Source organism: Natrialba hulunbeirensis JCM 10989 (assembly GCF_000337575.1).
GTDB lineage: Archaea > Halobacteriota > Halobacteria > Halobacteriales > Natrialbaceae > Natrialba > Natrialba hulunbeirensis.
Genome location: NZ_AOIM01000043.1, coordinates 49,109 through 65,807 on the forward strand (window position 1 = coordinate 49,109; position 16,699 = coordinate 65,807).

General features: G+C 64.9%; 16 protein-coding genes. 9 read left to right on the top strand and 7 right to left on the bottom strand.

What is annotated here, in order from left to right:
- Window positions 1-207: 207 nt before the first annotated feature.
- Complete coding sequence (locus C483_RS18770) at window positions 208-1,110, bottom strand: 1,4-dihydroxy-2-naphthoyl-CoA synthase (RefSeq protein ID WP_006654944.1); 903 nt, start codon at window positions 1,108-1,110, stop codon at window positions 208-210.
- Between the two features lie 182 nt (window positions 1,111-1,292).
- Between C483_RS18770 and C483_RS18775 the strand changes: the two genes are divergently transcribed.
- Window positions 1,293-2,249 (top strand): DnaJ domain-containing protein, encoded by a 957-nt coding sequence (locus C483_RS18775; RefSeq protein ID WP_006654945.1) that lies wholly within the window; start codon window positions 1,293-1,295, stop codon window positions 2,247-2,249.
- Window positions 2,250-2,280: 31 nt separating this feature from the next.
- Here the strand turns inward: C483_RS18775 and menD are convergent, their stop codons facing one another.
- The 3 genes from menD to C483_RS18790 are packed head-to-tail and all read right to left on the bottom strand — an operon-like array spanning window position 2,281 to window position 6,382.
- Entirely contained in the window at window positions 2,281-4,149 is a 1,869-nt protein-coding gene (gene menD / locus C483_RS18780; protein WP_006654946.1) for a 2-succinyl-5-enolpyruvyl-6-hydroxy-3-cyclohexene-1-carboxylic-acid synthase, read from the bottom strand.
- On the bottom strand, window positions 4,146-5,711 hold the full coding sequence (locus C483_RS18785) for an isochorismate synthase (RefSeq protein WP_006654947.1): 1,566 nt from the start codon (window positions 5,709-5,711) through the stop codon (window positions 4,146-4,148). The genes menD and C483_RS18785 overlap by 4 nt, the downstream gene beginning before the upstream one ends.
- A 32-nt stretch (window positions 5,712-5,743) precedes the next feature.
- Window positions 5,744-6,382, bottom strand: a complete 639-nt coding sequence (locus tag C483_RS18790) for a sulfite oxidase-like oxidoreductase (protein ID WP_006654948.1) — start codon at window positions 6,380-6,382, stop codon at window positions 5,744-5,746.
- Between the two features lie 282 nt (window positions 6,383-6,664).
- On the opposite strand from C483_RS18790, the gene C483_RS18795 reads away from it, so the two are divergent.
- Both C483_RS18795 and C483_RS18800 read left to right on the top strand, forming a co-directional pair.
- Window positions 6,665-6,964, top strand: coding sequence for a hypothetical protein (locus tag C483_RS18795; protein WP_006654949.1), 300 nt, complete (start codon window positions 6,665-6,667; stop codon window positions 6,962-6,964).
- 228 nt (window positions 6,965-7,192) lie between these two features.
- Window positions 7,193-7,417, top strand: a complete 225-nt coding sequence (locus C483_RS18800; RefSeq protein ID WP_006654950.1) for a ribbon-helix-helix domain-containing protein — start codon at window positions 7,193-7,195, stop codon at window positions 7,415-7,417.
- Window positions 7,418-7,608: 191 nt separating this feature from the next.
- On the opposite strand, the gene C483_RS18805 is transcribed toward C483_RS18800, so the two are convergent.
- Entirely contained in the window at window positions 7,609-7,806 is a 198-nt protein-coding gene (locus C483_RS18805; protein ID WP_006167649.1) for a DUF7550 family protein, read from the bottom strand.
- A gap of 156 nt (window positions 7,807-7,962) precedes the next feature.
- Here C483_RS18805 and hisF point away from each other — a divergent pair, with 156 nt between their 5' ends.
- Both hisF and C483_RS18815 read left to right on the top strand, forming a co-directional pair.
- The gene (gene hisF, locus C483_RS18810) at window positions 7,963-8,778 is read left to right on the top strand and encodes an imidazole glycerol phosphate synthase subunit HisF (RefSeq protein WP_006654951.1); all 816 of its coding nucleotides are present in this window, start codon (window positions 7,963-7,965) and stop codon (window positions 8,776-8,778) included.
- Between the two features lie 64 nt (window positions 8,779-8,842).
- Complete coding sequence (locus tag C483_RS18815) at window positions 8,843-9,706, top strand: hypothetical protein (RefSeq protein ID WP_006654952.1); 864 nt, start codon at window positions 8,843-8,845, stop codon at window positions 9,704-9,706.
- 75 nt (window positions 9,707-9,781) lie between these two features.
- Here C483_RS18815 and C483_RS18820 read toward each other — a convergent pair whose 3' ends face one another.
- The gene (locus C483_RS18820; RefSeq protein ID WP_006654953.1) at window positions 9,782-10,066 is read right to left on the bottom strand and encodes a DNA-directed RNA polymerase subunit L; all 285 of its coding nucleotides are present in this window, start codon (window positions 10,064-10,066) and stop codon (window positions 9,782-9,784) included.
- A 203-nt stretch (window positions 10,067-10,269) separates the two neighbouring features.
- Window positions 10,270-10,728 (bottom strand): SPW repeat domain-containing protein, encoded by a 459-nt coding sequence (locus tag C483_RS18825; RefSeq protein WP_006654954.1) that lies wholly within the window; start codon window positions 10,726-10,728, stop codon window positions 10,270-10,272.
- Window positions 10,729-10,912: 184 nt separating this feature from the next.
- Here C483_RS18825 and C483_RS18830 point away from each other — a divergent pair, with 184 nt between their 5' ends.
- The 4 genes from C483_RS18830 to C483_RS18845 all read left to right on the top strand — a co-directional run bounded on the left by C483_RS18830 (window position 10,913) and on the right by C483_RS18845 (window position 16,678).
- Window positions 10,913-12,934 carry a rhomboid family intramembrane serine protease gene (locus C483_RS18830; protein WP_006654955.1) on the top strand — a complete coding sequence of 674 codons (2,022 nt, stop codon included), beginning with the start codon at window positions 10,913-10,915 and terminating at the stop codon, window positions 12,932-12,934.
- 381 nt (window positions 12,935-13,315) lie between these two features.
- On the top strand, window positions 13,316-14,080 hold the full coding sequence (locus C483_RS18835) for an ABC transporter ATP-binding protein (protein ID WP_006654956.1): 765 nt from the start codon (window positions 13,316-13,318) through the stop codon (window positions 14,078-14,080).
- A complete protein-coding gene (locus tag C483_RS18840; RefSeq protein ID WP_006654957.1) occupies window positions 14,070-15,446 on the top strand; it encodes an ABC transporter permease in 1,377 nt (458 codons plus the stop codon). The genes C483_RS18835 and C483_RS18840 overlap by 11 nt, the downstream gene beginning before the upstream one ends.
- Window positions 15,446-16,678: an ABC transporter permease gene (locus tag C483_RS18845; RefSeq protein ID WP_006654958.1), complete on the top strand. Its 1,233-nt coding sequence runs from the start codon at window positions 15,446-15,448 to the stop codon at window positions 16,676-16,678. The genes C483_RS18840 and C483_RS18845 overlap by 1 nt, the downstream gene beginning before the upstream one ends.
- Window positions 16,679-16,699: the final 21 nt, after the last annotated feature.

A 16,699-nucleotide genomic window follows, 5' to 3' on the forward strand; every position in this document is an offset into this window, starting at 1 on the left:
CCACGGGACCGGATGGTCCAAAGCGTTACTCTTCGCGACGAGTCTACCGTTGTCGTCGACAGAACGTGTTCGGCTCCCAACCGGATTTATCCCACGAGTTCGACGCCACAGCCACATTTCGGTGGCGGACTCGAGTACCCACGGCTCGTAGGTTGCGGCAAGTATTACGGTGAGCCGTCGAAAAGTCACCAGCGTCAGGTTACCTGATCAGTAGTGCCACGGATAGTCGTCGAACTCAGGATCGCGCCCTTCGACGAACGCGTCGCGACCCTCCTTCGCCTCGTCGGTCATGTACCCAAGTCGGGTCGCCTCCCCGGCGAACACCTGCTGGCCGACCATGCCGTCGTCGGTCATGTTGAACGCGTACTTCAGCATCCGCATCGCCGTCGGACTCTTCGCATTGATGCGCTCGCCCCACTCGAGTGCGGTCTCCTCTAACTCCTCGTGTGGCACCGCCTCGTTGACCATCCCCATCTCGGCGGCTTCCTCGGCGCTGTAGGTCTTTCCGAGGAAGAACACCTCGCGGGCCTTCTTCTGGCCGATCTGCTTCGCGAGGTAGGCCGAGCCGAAGCCAGCGTCGTAGCTGGCCACGTCGGGATCGGTCTGGAGGAACTTCGCGTGCTCCTCGCTGGCGAGGGTCATGTCACAGACGACGTGCAGCGAGTGGCCCCCGCCGACGGCCCAGCCGGGAACGACGCAGACGACGACCTTCGGAATGTGTCGGATAAGGCGCTGGACTTCGAGAATGTGGAGGCGACCTTGCTCGGATGCGCGGGCCGTCTCGCTCTCCTCGTCCTCGCCGGTGTACTGGTAGCCATCGTCGCCGCGGACTGTCTGGTCGCCGCCAGAACAGAACGCCCAGCCGCCGTCCTTCGAGGAGGGGCCGTTACCGGTCAGCAGGATACAGCCCACGTCGGTCTGGCGTTTGGCGTGATCCAGCGCGTCGTACAGTTCGTCGACCGTCCCCGGACGGAAGGCGTTGCGAACGTCGGGGCGGTCGAACGCGATGCGAACCGTCCCAGAGTCGACTGCGCGGTGATAGGTGAGATCGCGAAAGTCGAACTCGTCGACCGGCTCCCACCGGTCTGCGTCGAAGCATTCCGAAACCATTGGCCGACTGTCGGGGGCGAATCCTGATATAGGTTCTCGTCGCCAGTAGCTCGAATTCCATATATCACTATTTGGTTCATTAGGTCGAAATCGGACAGCGCTGGACAGCTACCGAACAGCAGACAATTCAGATCAATAATACTTACCCGTCAGTATACTGTGTCCGATAACGACTGGACCCGATGGGTGAGACGTACTACGACGTGCTCGGTGTCGAGCCAACCGCCACGCAGGACGAACTCGAGTCCGCCTACCGCGAGCGCGTCCTCGAGACCCATCCGGATCACAACGACGCCCCCAACGCGACCGAGCAGTTCCAGCGCGTCTCGACCGCCCGCGAAGTATTGGCCGACGAGACCGAACGAGCGAGGTACGACCGCATCGGGCACGAGGCTTACGTTCAGGCACAGAGTGGCGAGCCAACGGCGCAGGCAGGGTACTCGAGTACCAATGCTACTGCAACCACAGAGCAGAAAACGCGACGGGAGACGAATCGCGGCCGCCGAGCGGGGCAGCGGCGGACTCGTGACTGGTCGTTCGAGGAAATTCGTCAGGAGGCAGAACGGGAACGGGCGCGGTCTGGCTCCCGCTCCCGGGCCCGTTCTCGGTCCCAGACCCAGCGGACGAAACACACCAAGCGCACCAGGCAGTCACACGAACACACCCGGACCAGCACAGACACGACGTACACTGAATCCGCAGATCAGACAGACAGCACAACCGACACCGACACCGACACCACGACCAGCGACGACTTCCAGTACGCCGTCCACGACTGGAACGACGACGTGGAACTCGAGTGGCAGGGACGAGCGCTCGACCACCAGACTATCGTCGGACTCGCCTGCATCTGGCTGCTCTACCCGGTATTCATCTACGCGAGTCTGACACCGACGTTTCCAACGAGCGCCAATGTGATCGTCGCCGTCTGCACCCTCGGACTCGTCGCCTACCTGCTGACACTGCCCCGAATCGCTGCCGGCATCTTCGGCTCCTGGAGTCTGCTCGTTCCAGTTGCACTTCTCACGATCGAGGCGATTCCGATATCCGTGCTGTCGATCTACGGCTTTCTCACGCTCGCCGGCGTCTGGGTGCCGTTCGGCTACGCACTCGCCGTCTGGTGGGTGCTACGGCCCTGACCCTGCTCGCCAGAAATTCCAAAAATCACCGCTAATCGTCATCTGCGCCGACCGCATCCCGAACCGCCTCATCTAGCTCCTCGCGCCGCCGGTGGCTCGTCTCCGAGTCGAACTCGACGGAGAGCACCTGCGTGCCGTCACTCGCGAGCGACTGCCGGTATGTGTCCTCGAACTCTGTCGGTGTCACGCGCTCGAACTCGAGTTCGTACAGTTCTGCGAGCGCGTCGAACTCGAGTCCGTGGGGCGTCTTGAACTGCGACGTAAACGGCGGGTCGAACTCCTCGACGGGGAGTTTGTGGAAGATGCCGCCGCCGTCGTTGTCCAGCAGGACGATGGTCGCGTCGACCCCGCAGCGCTCGAGCGCCAGCAGGCCGTTCGAATCGTGATAGAACGCGAGGTCGCCGGTGACGAGCACGAGCGGCTCGTCGGTCGCACTGCCGGCTCCGAGCGCCGAACTCGTGATGCCGTCGATACCGCTCGCGCCGCGGTTCGCGAGCACCGTGAGGTCGGCCTCGCGTGGGCGACCGAACCGGTCGCCGTCCCGGATCGGCATGCTGTTCGAGACGAAAATCGTCGCCGGGTCCGGAGCCCCTTCGAAGACGGAGGCGAGAATCGCGCCCTCGAACGGAGTGGACTCGAGTGCTTCCTCTGTGCGCGCGTCGGCGCAGTGAGTCCAGTGGGTGTGTTCGGCCTCGGCGAAGCGGGTTCGCCAGCCGCCCTTGCTGGCGGTTGTGCTGGTGGTACTGGTGCTGGTACTGGTACTGGTACTGGTACTGGTGTTGGTGTCCGCGAACTCGTCGGCCAATGTCTCGAAGACCGCACCGGGTTCGGCAGCGACCAGATCGGTCGCGGTGTACGTCGCCTCGCGCCACGCGCCGACGGGATCGAGCAGGAACTGCCGCGCGTCGGCGTCCCGGAGAGCGTGCCGGAGCCGTTTCGAGGTGGGTGAAGCACCGCATCTGACGACGGCGTCGGGAGTTGGCAATTCGTCGATGTAGCCGTCGTAGCCGCCGTAGATGGTCTGTGCGTCCGAAGTGGACCGGTTGGCAGCGACGTGCGGACCAAACCGGAGATTCGAGAGTGGATCCGCGAGCACCGGCGCACCGATCGCATCCGCGACGGCGACGACGTCGGCGGGGTCCAACTGGGATGGCGACAGCGTGGCCGGATCCGCAGGGCCAGCGACGATGAGCGGGCGCGCAGCCGACTCGAGTACCGACCGAATCGAGTCGATATCGGCGGTGTCGACCGCCTCCCGTTCCGGTTTTCGCGTCTCGACGAACGCACCGTCGCGGCCGCGTCCGGCAGGCGTCTCGGAGAACTCGTCGGGAACGGACTCGAGTCCGTCCGTTTCGATCGGCTCGAGTGGCTTCCGGAACGGGCAGTTGAGGTGGACGGGGCCGGGCTCGGAGACGGTCGTCTCCAGAAGCGCGCGTGCGGCGCTCGTCCGGAGGCTGCGAACGGTTCGCTCGCTCGCTTCGGGAACTGGGAGTTCGGCGTGCCAGCGGACGGCGTCGCCGTAGAGGTCGAGTTGGTCCACGGTCTGATTCGCGCCGCTGTCGCGCAGTTCCGGCGGGCGGTCCGCCGTGAGCACGAGCATCGGGACGCGGGCCTGATCGGCCTCGATGACGGCGGGATGGAAGTTCGCCGCCGCCGTGCCCGAGGTGCAGACGAGCGCCGTCGGCTCGCCGGTTCGGCGCGCGCGTCCGAGCGCGAAGAAGGCTGCCGACCGCTCGTCCAGATGCGAGAAGACCTCGATCTCCGGATGCTCGGCGAACGCGATGGTCAGCGGCGTCGACCGGCTCCCTGGTGCGAGACAGACTGCCTCGAGTCCGCCCGCTGCGAGTTCGTCTACGAGGATGCGACCCCACAGCGTCGCGCGATTCGGTGCGCTCGTCATCGTGGCTGTGGCTGCTCGCCATCGGTTTCGGTCGCGGATTGGTCCGACCCTCTTTCGGACCGTGCCGTACCGGCTTCCTCGGGGCGCAACTCGTCCAGAATCGGCCGGAACTTGAGCTGTACTTCCTCCCACTCGTCGTGTGGATCGCTGTCGGCGACGAGGCCGCTCCCGGCGAACAGCGTCACACGGTCGTCCGTCGCGACGCCGGATCTGAGCGCGACGGCGAACTCACCGTCGCCGTTGCCGTCGAACCAGCCGATCGGCGCGGCGTACCAACCGCGGTCGAACGGCTCGGTCTCGTGGATCGTCTTCCAGGCCTCGTCAGGAGGCATGCCGCCAACTGCGGGCGTTGGGTGTAGCGCTTCGACGAGTTCGAGCACGTGGGTCACCTCGTCGTCGAGCGTCGCCTCGATCGGCGTCCGGACGTGCTGGATGGTCGCCAGCCGGCGAATCTGCTGGTCGTCGATCGTCAGGCTGCTGGTCACCGGGGTCAACTGGTCGCGGATCGCCTCCGCGACGAGGACGTGTTCGTGTTGAACCTTCTCGCTGTCACGGAGCTGATCGGCGAACTCCTCGTCCGCTTCGGGCGTCTCACCGCGCGGTGCGGAACCCGCGAGCGCCTCGGTTTCCACGCGTTCGCCGCGTTTCGAGACCAGTCGCTCCGGCGGCGCGCCGAAGAACGTTCCGCCGGCGTCGCCGGAGCGAGCGTGGCTGTGGTCGATCAAGAACCGATAGCAGTTCGGATACCGCCGGCGCAGCCGTTCGAGCGTCGCCGGCACGTCGATCTCGTCGGCAAGCCCGACCGACAGTGACTGGGCGAGCACGACCTTCCGAAGCGCCGTCGTCTCGATGCGCTCGATCGCGTCCTCGACCTGCTCAACCCATGCCGCGCGCGAGGTCGTCCGTTCGGTGTCGGTGACCCCCGGCGGCGAGCCACTCGAGCGCATCGCGGGAAAACTCGCGTCCGCCAGTCGGTCGTGCCACTCGTCCAGTCGGTCGGTCGCGGTGTCGGCATCCGGGCCGACTGCCGTGAGCCACGTCGTCTCGTCGCTCCGGACGACGAGCACCTGGGGGACGACGAACGAGGCGGCGGTGAAGCCGCGCCACGGCGCAGTAGCGGCGGCAGCTGTGTCCGTGTTCGTATCATCAGCACGCTCGAAGGCGTCCTCGAACGAGTCGTGAAACGACAGCCCGCCGAACGCTCGCGGTCGGGCCACTGCCGGCCCGTCGTACTCGAGTGCTCCGAACGTTCGGGCAGCCTGTTCGCGAACGTCGTCGAATCGGGTTGGACCGGTTGCGGTGAACCGGGCGGCGACGCCGCGGCCAACGATCTCGAGGCCGCCGGGGGTGGCCCACTGGATGCGGGCCGCGTGGTGGGTGTGGGTGGTAGTGTCGGTGTCCAGCAGTGCCCCGAAAGAGATGTCCGCAGCCGCGTCGGTGAGTTCGCGACTCCGACTGCAGAGGGACGATGGGGATGAGGTGCGGTCGTGGTCGTGGTTGCGATCACGATCGTGAGACGGTGCAGTTCCCGCCAGTTCCCCCTCGCCCGACGTACGATTCATCGAGCACAGTTCGGGACCGACGCGCCTTCAGCCTAACTATATCGCTCCTCTTGCCACGGGTTCGCCGTCTCGGAGTAGCCGCGTCGTTCCCAGTATCCGAGTTCGGGCTCGGTGAGGAACTCGACCCCATCGACCCATTTCGCCCCCTTGTAGGCGTACTTGTGCGGGGTGACGACCCGGAGGGGGCCGCCGTGGTCTGCGGGGAGGGCCTCCCCATCGTACGCCCACGCGAAGAGGACCTCCTCGCGCATGCAGTCCTCGAGTGGCAGGTCCGTCGTGTAGTTGTCGAGTGCGGAGAACATGACGTGGACGGCGTCGTCCTCGACACCGGCCAGATCGGCGAGGGCGGGGAACGGAACGCCGGTGAACTCGCAATCGAACTTGCTCCAGCCGGTGACGCAGTGGAAGTCCTGGCGCTGGGTTTCACTCGGCAGGTCGCGGAACTCGTCCCAGGACAGCGAGAGTTCGGTCTCGACGGCACCGGTGACGGTGAACTCCCAGGTATCGGGGTCCCAGTCGGGCGTGCCGCTCTTCGAAAGGACGGGGAAGGCAGTCGTTTCGCGCTGGCCGGCAGGAAGTCGGTCGTCGCCAAACTCGTGGTAGAGGTCAGTTACGTCCCGGACGGACGTGCCGGCGTCGCCGTCTGTCGTCTCGGTCGACTCCGTGGTCATGGCAGATTCTTCGTGGCGAGCTACGTAGGTGTGACGCCACGCGGACAGGGACCGACAGGGAAGATCGAATCAACTCGCGCTGGTGGAACTCAGACGGAGGGCAACACTATGAGTGGAGGAGACATGACAGCAGGCCACACGAGCAGCCGAACGAAAACAGAGATTTCCAGGCAGGGAGCGCAGTCGAAACGGTCTGAAACGACGAGCGTCACAGGCAAGTCGGAGCCTTCCGTTCGAAACCCTCGCCAGCACTTAGTACAGTCTCGTCGAGACCACATCCGTATGGCGAGCAAACAGCAGATGACAGAACGGGACGTCTCCAAAGAGTCAGCAGAGGCAGTCGGCGAACAGGCTATGGGCCCCGCGTTCCTCGCGGCAGCAGCGTCCGTCGGCCTCTCGTGGTACTACTTCTTCCTGCGCGGGGACCGCCAGCGAGGGCTGTTTATCGGCCTCTGGCCGCCGACAATCCTCGCGTTCGCGAGTTACTTCAACCAGCGGAAGATGCGCCAGCAACTCGACACCATCACACAGCCAGGTGCCACGATCAAGAACGCCCTCGATTCGATGATGGGCAACCGATAACCCGGGAGCGCCCATCTCGACGACCCCGGCCGACCGTCGACTTCCCGACTTCCACACACTCGAACGCCGTTCGACCACCCGCTGACACGCTTCTTTCGACGCTCGACAGTTTTCCCAACTGAATCGGCGCGTACCCGCACCGTCAAAAATAGTCGAAAACTATTGTTGTTTCGGTCGTTGCAGAGTCCCCGTCAAACCTAAATACCCCCTCACCGAAAGCCGAATCAGATGCCGAAAGTAGAGATCACAATCCCCGAACACCTCGAGATGCAGATCGCCCAGATGGTCGAGCGCGGCGAGTTCGTCAACCGTGAGGAGGCAATCGAGGACCTCCTCTCGACGGGCATCAAAGCCTACAAGACCAGCGGGCCAATGGACGAAGAGGAAACAGCCGGTGGAACCGGCCTGGAAGACGACGGAATGATGGGACACGACGACGAGTACGTCTTCTAACTGCAGTTCGATCGTCAACGGAGTGTTAGACGGCTAGGAGTTCGAGCGGTTCGGTCAGCGGCTTGCCGCCGGTACTCACCCGCCTCCCGTTTCCCGTCTCGTATCTCGTCTTTCGTCTTTCGTGTTCCGTCTGCTGTTCACGGATCGACCAACTCACCGAGGGCGATCTCTGGGTCGGTACAGACGCGTCCTTACAGTCCCATCGCGACCAGCGGGATCCCAAACGAGATCACGACGCCGACGACCATGACGAGAAAGCCGATGCCAACCGAGCGCGAGGAGTAATCGCTCATCGGCGCAGTCGTCCGGTCGGCGGCCAGGTCGTGGCCGACATCTGCGGCCGAGTCGTGGTCCGCGGCGGGTTCCGTATCGTCCGTATCGTCTGCCATACCTGCGAATTTTCGCCTCAGTTCCTTAAAGACAGCTATCGAATTCGGCACTGACGGACTGCTGGCCGACCTACCCCAGCAAATCCGAGCACAATCGCGTTGCCCAATCCAGTCTCCTTTACTACGCTGGGTACAAAGACTCGGACAAGACCAGCAATGGCACTGACAAAGCGAATCATCCCGTGCATCGACGTCGATCTCGATGACGACGGGAACCCGGCGGTCTACACCGGCGTCCACTTCGAGGACCTGCAATACACCGGCGACCCCGTCGAGATGGCCAAGGCGTACAACGAGTCGGGAGCCGACGAGTTCGTCTTCCTCGACATCACCGCCTCCGCAGAGGGGCGCGAAACGATGCTCGACGTGGTCAAACAGGTCGCAGACGAGGTGTTCATCCCGCTCACCGTCGGCGGCGGCATTCGAACCACCGAAGACATCAAAGAAACTCTCCGCGCCGGCGCGGACAAGGTCTCGATCACGACGGGGGCACTCGAGCGCCCCGAACTCATCAACGAGGGTGCGCGTGCGTTCGGCAACCAGTGCATCGTGATCAGCGTCGACGCCAAACGCCGCTTCGACGAGGGCGGCGAGCACTACGTCGAGGTCGACGGCGAGTCCTGCTGGTTCGAGTGCACGAAGAAGGGCGGTCGCGAAGGAACCGGGATCGACGTAATCGAGTGGGCCAAGGAGGCCGAATCCCGCGGTGCTGGCGAACTGTTCGTCAACTCGATCGACAAGGACGGTACGAAGGACGGCTACGACCTGCCGCTGACGGAGGCAGTTTGTGAGGCCGTCGACACGCCGGTGATCGCCTCATCCGGCTGTGGCGGCCCGGAAGATATGTACGATGTGTTCACAGAGGCCGGCGCGGATGCGGGTCTCGCAGCGTCGATCTTCCACTTCGACGAGCACTCGATCGCGGAGACGAAAGAGTACCTCGACGACCACGACGTGCCGGTCCGGTACTGACCGCCAGCGCCAACGCCACTCGCGTTCAATACGCTTATACTATCGCAGTCCTGCCCTCTTACCAGTGAAGTGGCGGTGTACCTGGTGTGGGAAACCACACGCCGAAAACGACCCTCCCTGTGACAGCTGCGGACACAACACCTTCGAAGAGGCGATTGTCCGACAGGACGAGACTGGCCAGACCGGACAGAACAGCCAAACCGGTCACTCCACCATTCAAACCGTCGACACCGGTACCACCTACGTCTGGGTCTGTTCGAACTGCGGCCGCCAGCACGTCAAGAACAACCCACCTTGCGCCCGCTGTGGCGAACACGACCTGGAGAAAACCGAACAAAACTACGAGGAACTCGAGACCGAACTCCAGACGCCGAGCTGGTTCGAGGTCGCCAAACCGTATCTGCCGGTGTTTGGCGTCATCGGAATCGTCCTCCTCCTGTTTGGAACGGGGATCATTTCGCCGTCAGTCATCCCAGGAATCGGATCGCCGACGCCGCCTGACGCACCCGGAGACAGCAGTGAGGCTGCTGGAATCGACCTCGACGCCGTCGAGGCGGAGGTCGTCGAGCAACTCGCAGCCGAGCGCGTGGATGGAAGTCCGACCATCGACGACGCGCTCATGGACTACGCGACGTACCACAACCGCGTCTTCATCGAAGACGAGTACGGCGACGGCAGCCATAGCCCTGAACGTCCGAGCGAGTTCGGCGTCAGTTGCCAGTCCGATCTCGTCAGCGCGCCGCTGTCGCCGCTCGAGGACGAGATTAACAGCTACGCCAACGCAGGGGAGGACGAACTCGCGGCGGACGTGACCGAGGTGCTGGTCGAACTCGAGTCGGTAACGGAGGAGTACGACGTGGCATCCAATGGCTTCGACCTTCACGTCGCGCCTGACGGGACGATTTACGTCTTCTACGCGGCGTGTTAGGTTCGATCCATAATTCCTACTGCGTCAGAAAGAGCGAGAGAGTGACGGCGTAAAAGCGAGGTTCGGTCCGAGCGATTACGCGGCCGCTTCGAACGCTTCGCGGAACGCGACTGCCTTCTCGCGCACGTCGACCGCCGCTTCCTCGAGTGCATCGAGTGGGTCGACACCGCTTTCGGTCTTGACCGTCAGGATCGGTTCGGTCTGTCCACCCGACTGCTCGGGATTCACGTCGTACGTTGCTGCGCTGACGTCGTCGTGTTCGAGCAGTGTGCCCTTGAGGACGTTCATGAAGGTGTGATCCTCGCCGGCGATTTCGATCGAGAGTTCAGTCTCGCTGCTCTCGGTGACCCGCAGTTCCATGCCACGTCATCCGTTCGTCGGGCGCTTGTACCTTTCGAAGCCATGTCGGCTTCTGTCGTCTGTCCCGTATCTACACCAGCCGTACGCCGTCAACTCGAGTACCCTGCTCAAGCGTATCGAGGGAACGAAAGGGAGAAAACAGGAACGGCGTGGACTGGGTGCCTGCGAGTGTGAGTGGCTTCGTCGAGTGCCCAGCAGGTCGCTCAGGCCCGCGTCCGAGCGCGTTCGGGTGCCTCGGCGCTGCTGTTCGCGTAGGCGCTGTAGGCCGACAGGCCGGCGACGACGAGGCCGGCGATCATGGTACTCGTCGCGAGGTCGGTGCTTCCCATCTCGATCACAAACGGCGAGATGAGCGCCCACAGGCCGAGCAGGACGGCGAGTGAGGCGACGCTGACGTTCGCGAGGCGATCCTTCGTAAGCCGGTAGAAGTTGTACCCGGCGAGCAGGAAGATCGCCGTTCCGACGAGCGTGTTGTTCCAGATCGCTGCCTCCGTGGACTCGATGAGGAACGGTGAGGCGACGATCCACAGGCCGACGAGTGCGGCGAGTGCGCTCACCCACTGCATCACGTCCGTGTTGATCACATCTCGGTCGGTTCGGGACGCGCTACGGTCAGTACCGCTGGCATCAGTGTCTGATCGGTCGTCTGGTGTTGTGCTCATGACTCACACGGGCTATCCGACCAGCGAGTAAAACGGCAGTGCCTGCGCCTGTCGGGACAGGAATCCGGGCCAAACGCTTTGAAATGAGCGCTCGAGGACGGGAAGCAAAAGACGGGGGACGGCGCCGCCGTGCGTGTCGATAGCGACAGAAATCCCTATACGCCCGCGGGCGAACCAGTCCCACATGCGCCCGGTTACCGCCATCTTTGCGGTCATTATTGTCGCGGTGCTTGCGCTCTCGGTCGTCGTAGTGAGCCGCCTGCACCGACCGGGCACCCGCTGGCGAGCTATTGCACAGCAGCGACTGCTCTTTGGCGTCCCGTGGGGGTCGCTCGTCGTCATCGCCATCGTCATCGCCGTCTACCTGTTCGTACAGGACGGAGTCACGAACCTCACAGACCCCGTGACGATCCCGTACCGAGCCTGGTCGTACTTCACCCCGCTCGGCCTCGTGACCGCCTCGTTCTCCCACGCCAGTCTGGGCCACCTCACCGGTAACCTCGCCGGTGCGGCGGTCGCCGCCCCGATCGCGGAGTACGCGTGGGGACACTATCCCGCGCGCGACCGGGCAGACGAACCCCGCTCGCACGATAGCGAGGGCGACAGCGACGGCGAGCGAGGCGGCGTCCGTTCCCGACTCGAGTGGCTCCGCACAACGCCCTGGGTTCGGGCGTTCGTCCTCTTCCCGCTCGCAGTCGTCGTGCTCGGTCTCGTCACGAGCCTGTTCGGACTCGGCCCGGTCATCGGCTTCTCGAGTATCATCTTCGCGTTCGCCGGTTTCGCCATCGTCCACTATCCGATCGCGACGCTGATCGCGACAATCGCTGTCCAGAGCGCACTCCTGACGGTCTCGCGGGCGCTGCAGGACGCGGTGAGCGTCTACGTCGCGACACCGAGTCCGGCGACAGCGCCGTCCTGGGCCGGCATCGCGATCCAGGGACACGCGCTTGGCTTCTTTATCGGGCTCGTACTCGGCCTGCTCGTCCTCGAGCGCCGCAACGAGCGGCCGAACCCGTTTCACCTCTGGCTCGCCGTCCTTCTCTACGCCTTCTCGAAGGGACTGTGGCAGATTTACTGGTTCGGCGAGGGGAACACGTACCTGCTCTTTCGGGGGCCCGGCGTCGCCATCGTCGTCATCCTCGCACTCGTCATCACGCTCGCGAGCGCCGCCCCGGACCGGCCGGTTCCGAGACGACCGGTTCGATCGCTCCTCCGGCGGCTGACCGGCGCTGGTAGCCGCGGTCACCGATCGAACTCCGAAGCGAGTTCCGTCAACAACGGCGGCCCAGACGCGAGCCATCGCTCACGAATCGAGCGGGTACTCGAGTTGTCCGGGGCCGGGGCCGGAGCCGATGGCGAATGCGGAGGCGGAGGCGAGTCTGAGCCTTCAGCGTCGGACATGTCGAGAGAACGCAAGGCTCGGATTCGAGAGCTGTCGATCGGCGCGACTCCAGACGACGGAGAGAAGCCACACACGCAGACGCTAGCAGGAACCACAGAGTCGAGGATGACCCAGCGCAGCGTCGCGTTTCTGGCCGTCGCGCTCGTGCTCGCCGTGCTCGCCGGGATGGCGATCCCCGTCAACCTGGCAGTCGTCGAGTCCGCAAGCGACGGGTCGGCACCCGGTGCGATCGAGATCGACGACTACGTCATCGAGTACGACGAGAACGCGTCGAACGAACTCGTCTCGGGGATCGGCCTCGACATGGCGATCGACGACTCCGGGCTGGCAGGCAGCGGCGTGATCGTCTCGAACGAGCGCCACAGCATCTGGCTCGAGGCGGTGTCGAAAGAGCAACTCGAGGCGACAGGCTCCGAGACGGTGATCGTAGGCGGGCCTGGCTGGCGAGAGACGGTCCACGTCGAGCGGACGGGCTGGGAGCCGGTCGGCGGCGAAAGCGTTTATCAGGTCTGGCTGTGGCCCGAGGGTGACGAGGAGAACCGCCAGCTAGCACACGAGTCCGACGAGTCGATGGCGGAGGCGATTATTAACGGCCGAACGGTGACGCTGGGGACAGACACCGGCGAGTTCGTTCTCGAAGTCGAGGAAATCGAGACGGAAACGACGAGTACGACGGCCGTGCCGGACGAGAACGAGGCGGTCGAAGCCGGCGGTGTGGTCTTCGAGCGAACTGAGGATGCGCTCGTGGCCTCCTCGGACGGAACGGAGGTCGTGATCGCGACGATGGAGGAACACGAGTACTGATTGACCTGGAGATGCGCGTTCCGATTCTCACACTTACACACTCACACACTCACACAACGAGCGCAATGAGCGCACCGAGCGCAACCCGCGCTCGTGTTTCGAACTCACTGAGACTCTGTTTCGTTGAACACTCGGCTCAGCGAAACACTCGCCCGTACGTTGACGTTTCACGCTGTTGCGAGCGCCTACACTATTCGTTTGCCGGCGGTAACTGGCACAACGAGGGCGAATACGGCAGTAGGTGGGTGGTATCGTTCGGGTCTGGGATGACAGGGAAACCGACGAATCGGCCACACCGTTAACCGCCACGTGGCAGACGGAAGCCGGACAGAAACAATGGCCCGGTGAGCCGTCTTCTCGACCGAGTTGAGCGCTGCACAGATGATCCACCGCGTACTGGGAACCCTGGCGTCGTCGGCGTCACAGCCTGCGGACGACCACCGGACACCGCCCGCCGTCCGACTCGCGGACGTCACACACGAGTACGGAACGGGCGGGGGCCGGTTCCGATCGGGCGACCGCCGAACCGTCACCGCACTCCGCAACGTCTCGGTCACCATCCAGCCCGGCGAAATCGTCGGCCTCGAGGGCCCGAGCGGGAGCGGCAAGTCGACGATCCTCCACCTCGTCGCCGGGCTACTCGTGCCGACCAGCGGCAGCGTCGAACTCCACGGCACGGAGCTCTCTGCGCTCTCGAATCGGAAACGAACGCGCGCACGCCGCCAGCACGTCGGAATCGTCTTCCAGCACTTCCACCTGCTTCCCTCGCTCTCCGCGCGAGCGAACGTCGCACTGCCGCTCGTCCAGACCGGTGTCTCGAAACGCAAGCGCCGACGACGCGCCACGGAACTGCTAGAGCGAGTCGGTCTCGGCGACCGAACGACGCACCTCCCCAGCGAACTCAGCGGCGGCGAGTGCCAGCGCGTCGCCATCGCCCGCGCGCTCGCGACCGACCCCGACGTCGTCATCGCCGACGAACCCACCGGCGAACTCGACACCGCGACCGGCGAGACCGTACTCGAGTTACTGACCGAGATTGGGCGCGAGCGGGCGGTCGTCCTCGCCTCGCACGACGAGGCGACGCTCGCGGTTGCGGACCGGGTGCTCACGTTGCGGGACGGACGGGTGGTTTCGGATGGTGGGTAGTCGTGGGCCGTCGGATGAGCGGGGAGGTGGTGGAGAGCGCGGAGAACGCGGTGAACGTGAGAACAGCAAGCGAGAGGACGACCCAGTAGCCGAGGCGTTCGACGCGCGCGAGACGAGCCGAACGCGCTGGATCGGCCTGGTCAGGCTCTCGGTCGCCAGGCTGTGGCGGCGAGCGACGAAGACGACCTCGGGGCGGATCGTCGCGACCATCGCCGCCGTCGCGATGACCGTCGCGTTGCTCGTGCTCGTGACCGGCATCGCACTCGCGCTCGCCGACGGTGGCACGACGAGCGAAAACGATGCCACCGCCCAGATCATGCCCGAGTCGACGGACCTCCTCGCCTCCGTCAACGGCGTCGAAGGGGCACGACTCGGTGAGACGAACGAGCGCGCGGCGACCATCCGTGACGAGCCCGGCGTCGACCACGCGAGCCCAGTCCTCATCGAACCGGTACGACTCGAGCACGACAGCGGCGAGGACAACCCCCAGACTGTCCTCCTCGTCGGCGTCGTCCCAGACGACGAGTCCCGGACCGTCGCCGGCCTCTCGACTGGGGCACTCGAGTCCGGTGACCCACACTACGCGGACGGCTCCTACACCGGGCCACAACGCGGCGAGATCGTCCTCTCGAGTGCCGCAGCCGACCGCCTCGACGCAACCCAGGACGACGACCTCGCCGTCTCGAGTTCGCAGTTCGAGGCGATGGGCGTCGAGAGCCCAGCGATCACCGTCACGGCAGTCGAGGAGCCGTCCGGCGAAAGTGACGACGAGGACACCCCCGTCGCGCTCGTCCACCTGAGCGAACTCCAGACGTTCGCGGGCGCAAGCGAGGGCGAACTCGCGGATCAGGTGCTCGTCTGGGGTGAAGACGACGCCGCGGCGGTTGCCGCGAACACGGCCTATCCCGACGAAACCGTCGATTCCCCAGACACGACCCACCCGTCGCTCCTGTTCGACGACGGACTGGCGTTCGTCACTAGCGCGCTCGCGCTGCTCGTCGGCGTCACCATCTGTGCCGCCTTCGTCGCGACGACCGCCGGCATGACCGTCAACGAAGACCGGCGTATGCTCGCCGTACTCGAGTCCGTCGGCTTTCCGACGCACAGTCGCCTCGCGGTCGTCGCGATTTCGACGCAGGTGTTGACGCTGTGCGGGGCAGTGCTTGGCGGCGTGCTCGGGATTGTGGCGATTCACGGCGTTAACAGTGCTGCGGCTGCGGGCGGCGCACCGGGTGCCGTCGCGCAGGCACACCCGCTGTTCGTCCCCTACGCCGTCATCATCGCGTTCGTCGCCGGACTGATCGCGATCCCGTACCCGCTCGTCGTCGCGGCCCGCACGTCGGTGCTCGCGGAGGTGAGTCGCTGATGGGGCTGCTCTCGCCGTTCGTCCGGACGCGGGCCGTCATCGGTATCGCGCTTGCACAGCTACGGCGGTCGCCCGGGAGAACCGTCCTCGCCGTTCTCGCGGTCACCCTCTCGGTGCTCGCGATCACCCTGCTCGCGAGCCTCGGCGTCGGCGTCGTCGAGGTCGGCGAAACCGGCCTGGACAACGCCGACCGGGACATCTGGATCTCGAGCGATCCGGTCGATCCGTCCGCGAACGGGGCTGAGAATCCGATCCCCGACGCACACGGTACGTCAGCCGCGCTCACTGAACGCGACGACATCAGCTCGGCTGCGCCGCTCGCGATGCACGAGGTGTACATCGGGACGGAGCCGGACCAACTCGAGCGCACTACCGCCGTCGGTGTCCAGGAGACGCACGACGGCTTCGACTTCGAGGCCGGCTCAGGGTTCGATCGTGCGGAGCTGCCGGACGAAGGCGAGCGGCCGACTGAACCCCAGACTGCCGAAATCGTCCTCGATCCGCAGGTTGCAGAAGACGCCGGCGCAGACGTCGGCGACACGGTCTACGTCGGGACGAGTCGCCAGACTGCGCCGGAGTACGAGTTCACCGTGGTCGGCGTCGCGTCTTACTACTCGCAGTTCCTCGGAACGCCCGCGGCGACCGTGCCGCTGCCGGACCTGCAGATCGTCGCCGGAACGACGGGAACGGACCGCGCGACGTTCATCACCGCCGACGTGGAAGACGGGGCCGACCAGGGAGCCGTCCGCGACGACCTGGCGACCGAGTACCGCGAGTACGACGTGCGGACCAGCGAGGAGCAGATCGAAGCGATGGTCGCCGAACAGCCGCTCGTCCTCGCAAGCGGGATGACGCTGGTCGGCCTGGCCGTCGTCGGCGGCTCGGTGCTCACCATCAACCTGTTCGCACTCATGGTCACCCAGCAGCGCCGCGAACTCGCCGCACTCCGGGCTATCGGACTCTCTCGCGGACTGCTCTCGGGAATGATCGCCGTACAGGGACTCGTCATCGGCCTGCTCGGCGGCATCGTCGGCGTCGCCGCGACGCCACTACTCGCGGACGGACTGAACCGCGTCGCGCTCTCGCTGGTCGGCTTCGAAAATCTGCTTCGGACGCCCGTCGAGGTCTACGTCGCCGGCTTCGCGCTCGCGCTCATCGTCGGTACCGTCGTCGCTGGCATCACCGGCTGGCGCGTCGGACGAACGCTGAAACTCGAGCATCTCGAACAATGAGTGTCGTCCAGCCAGCGCGGT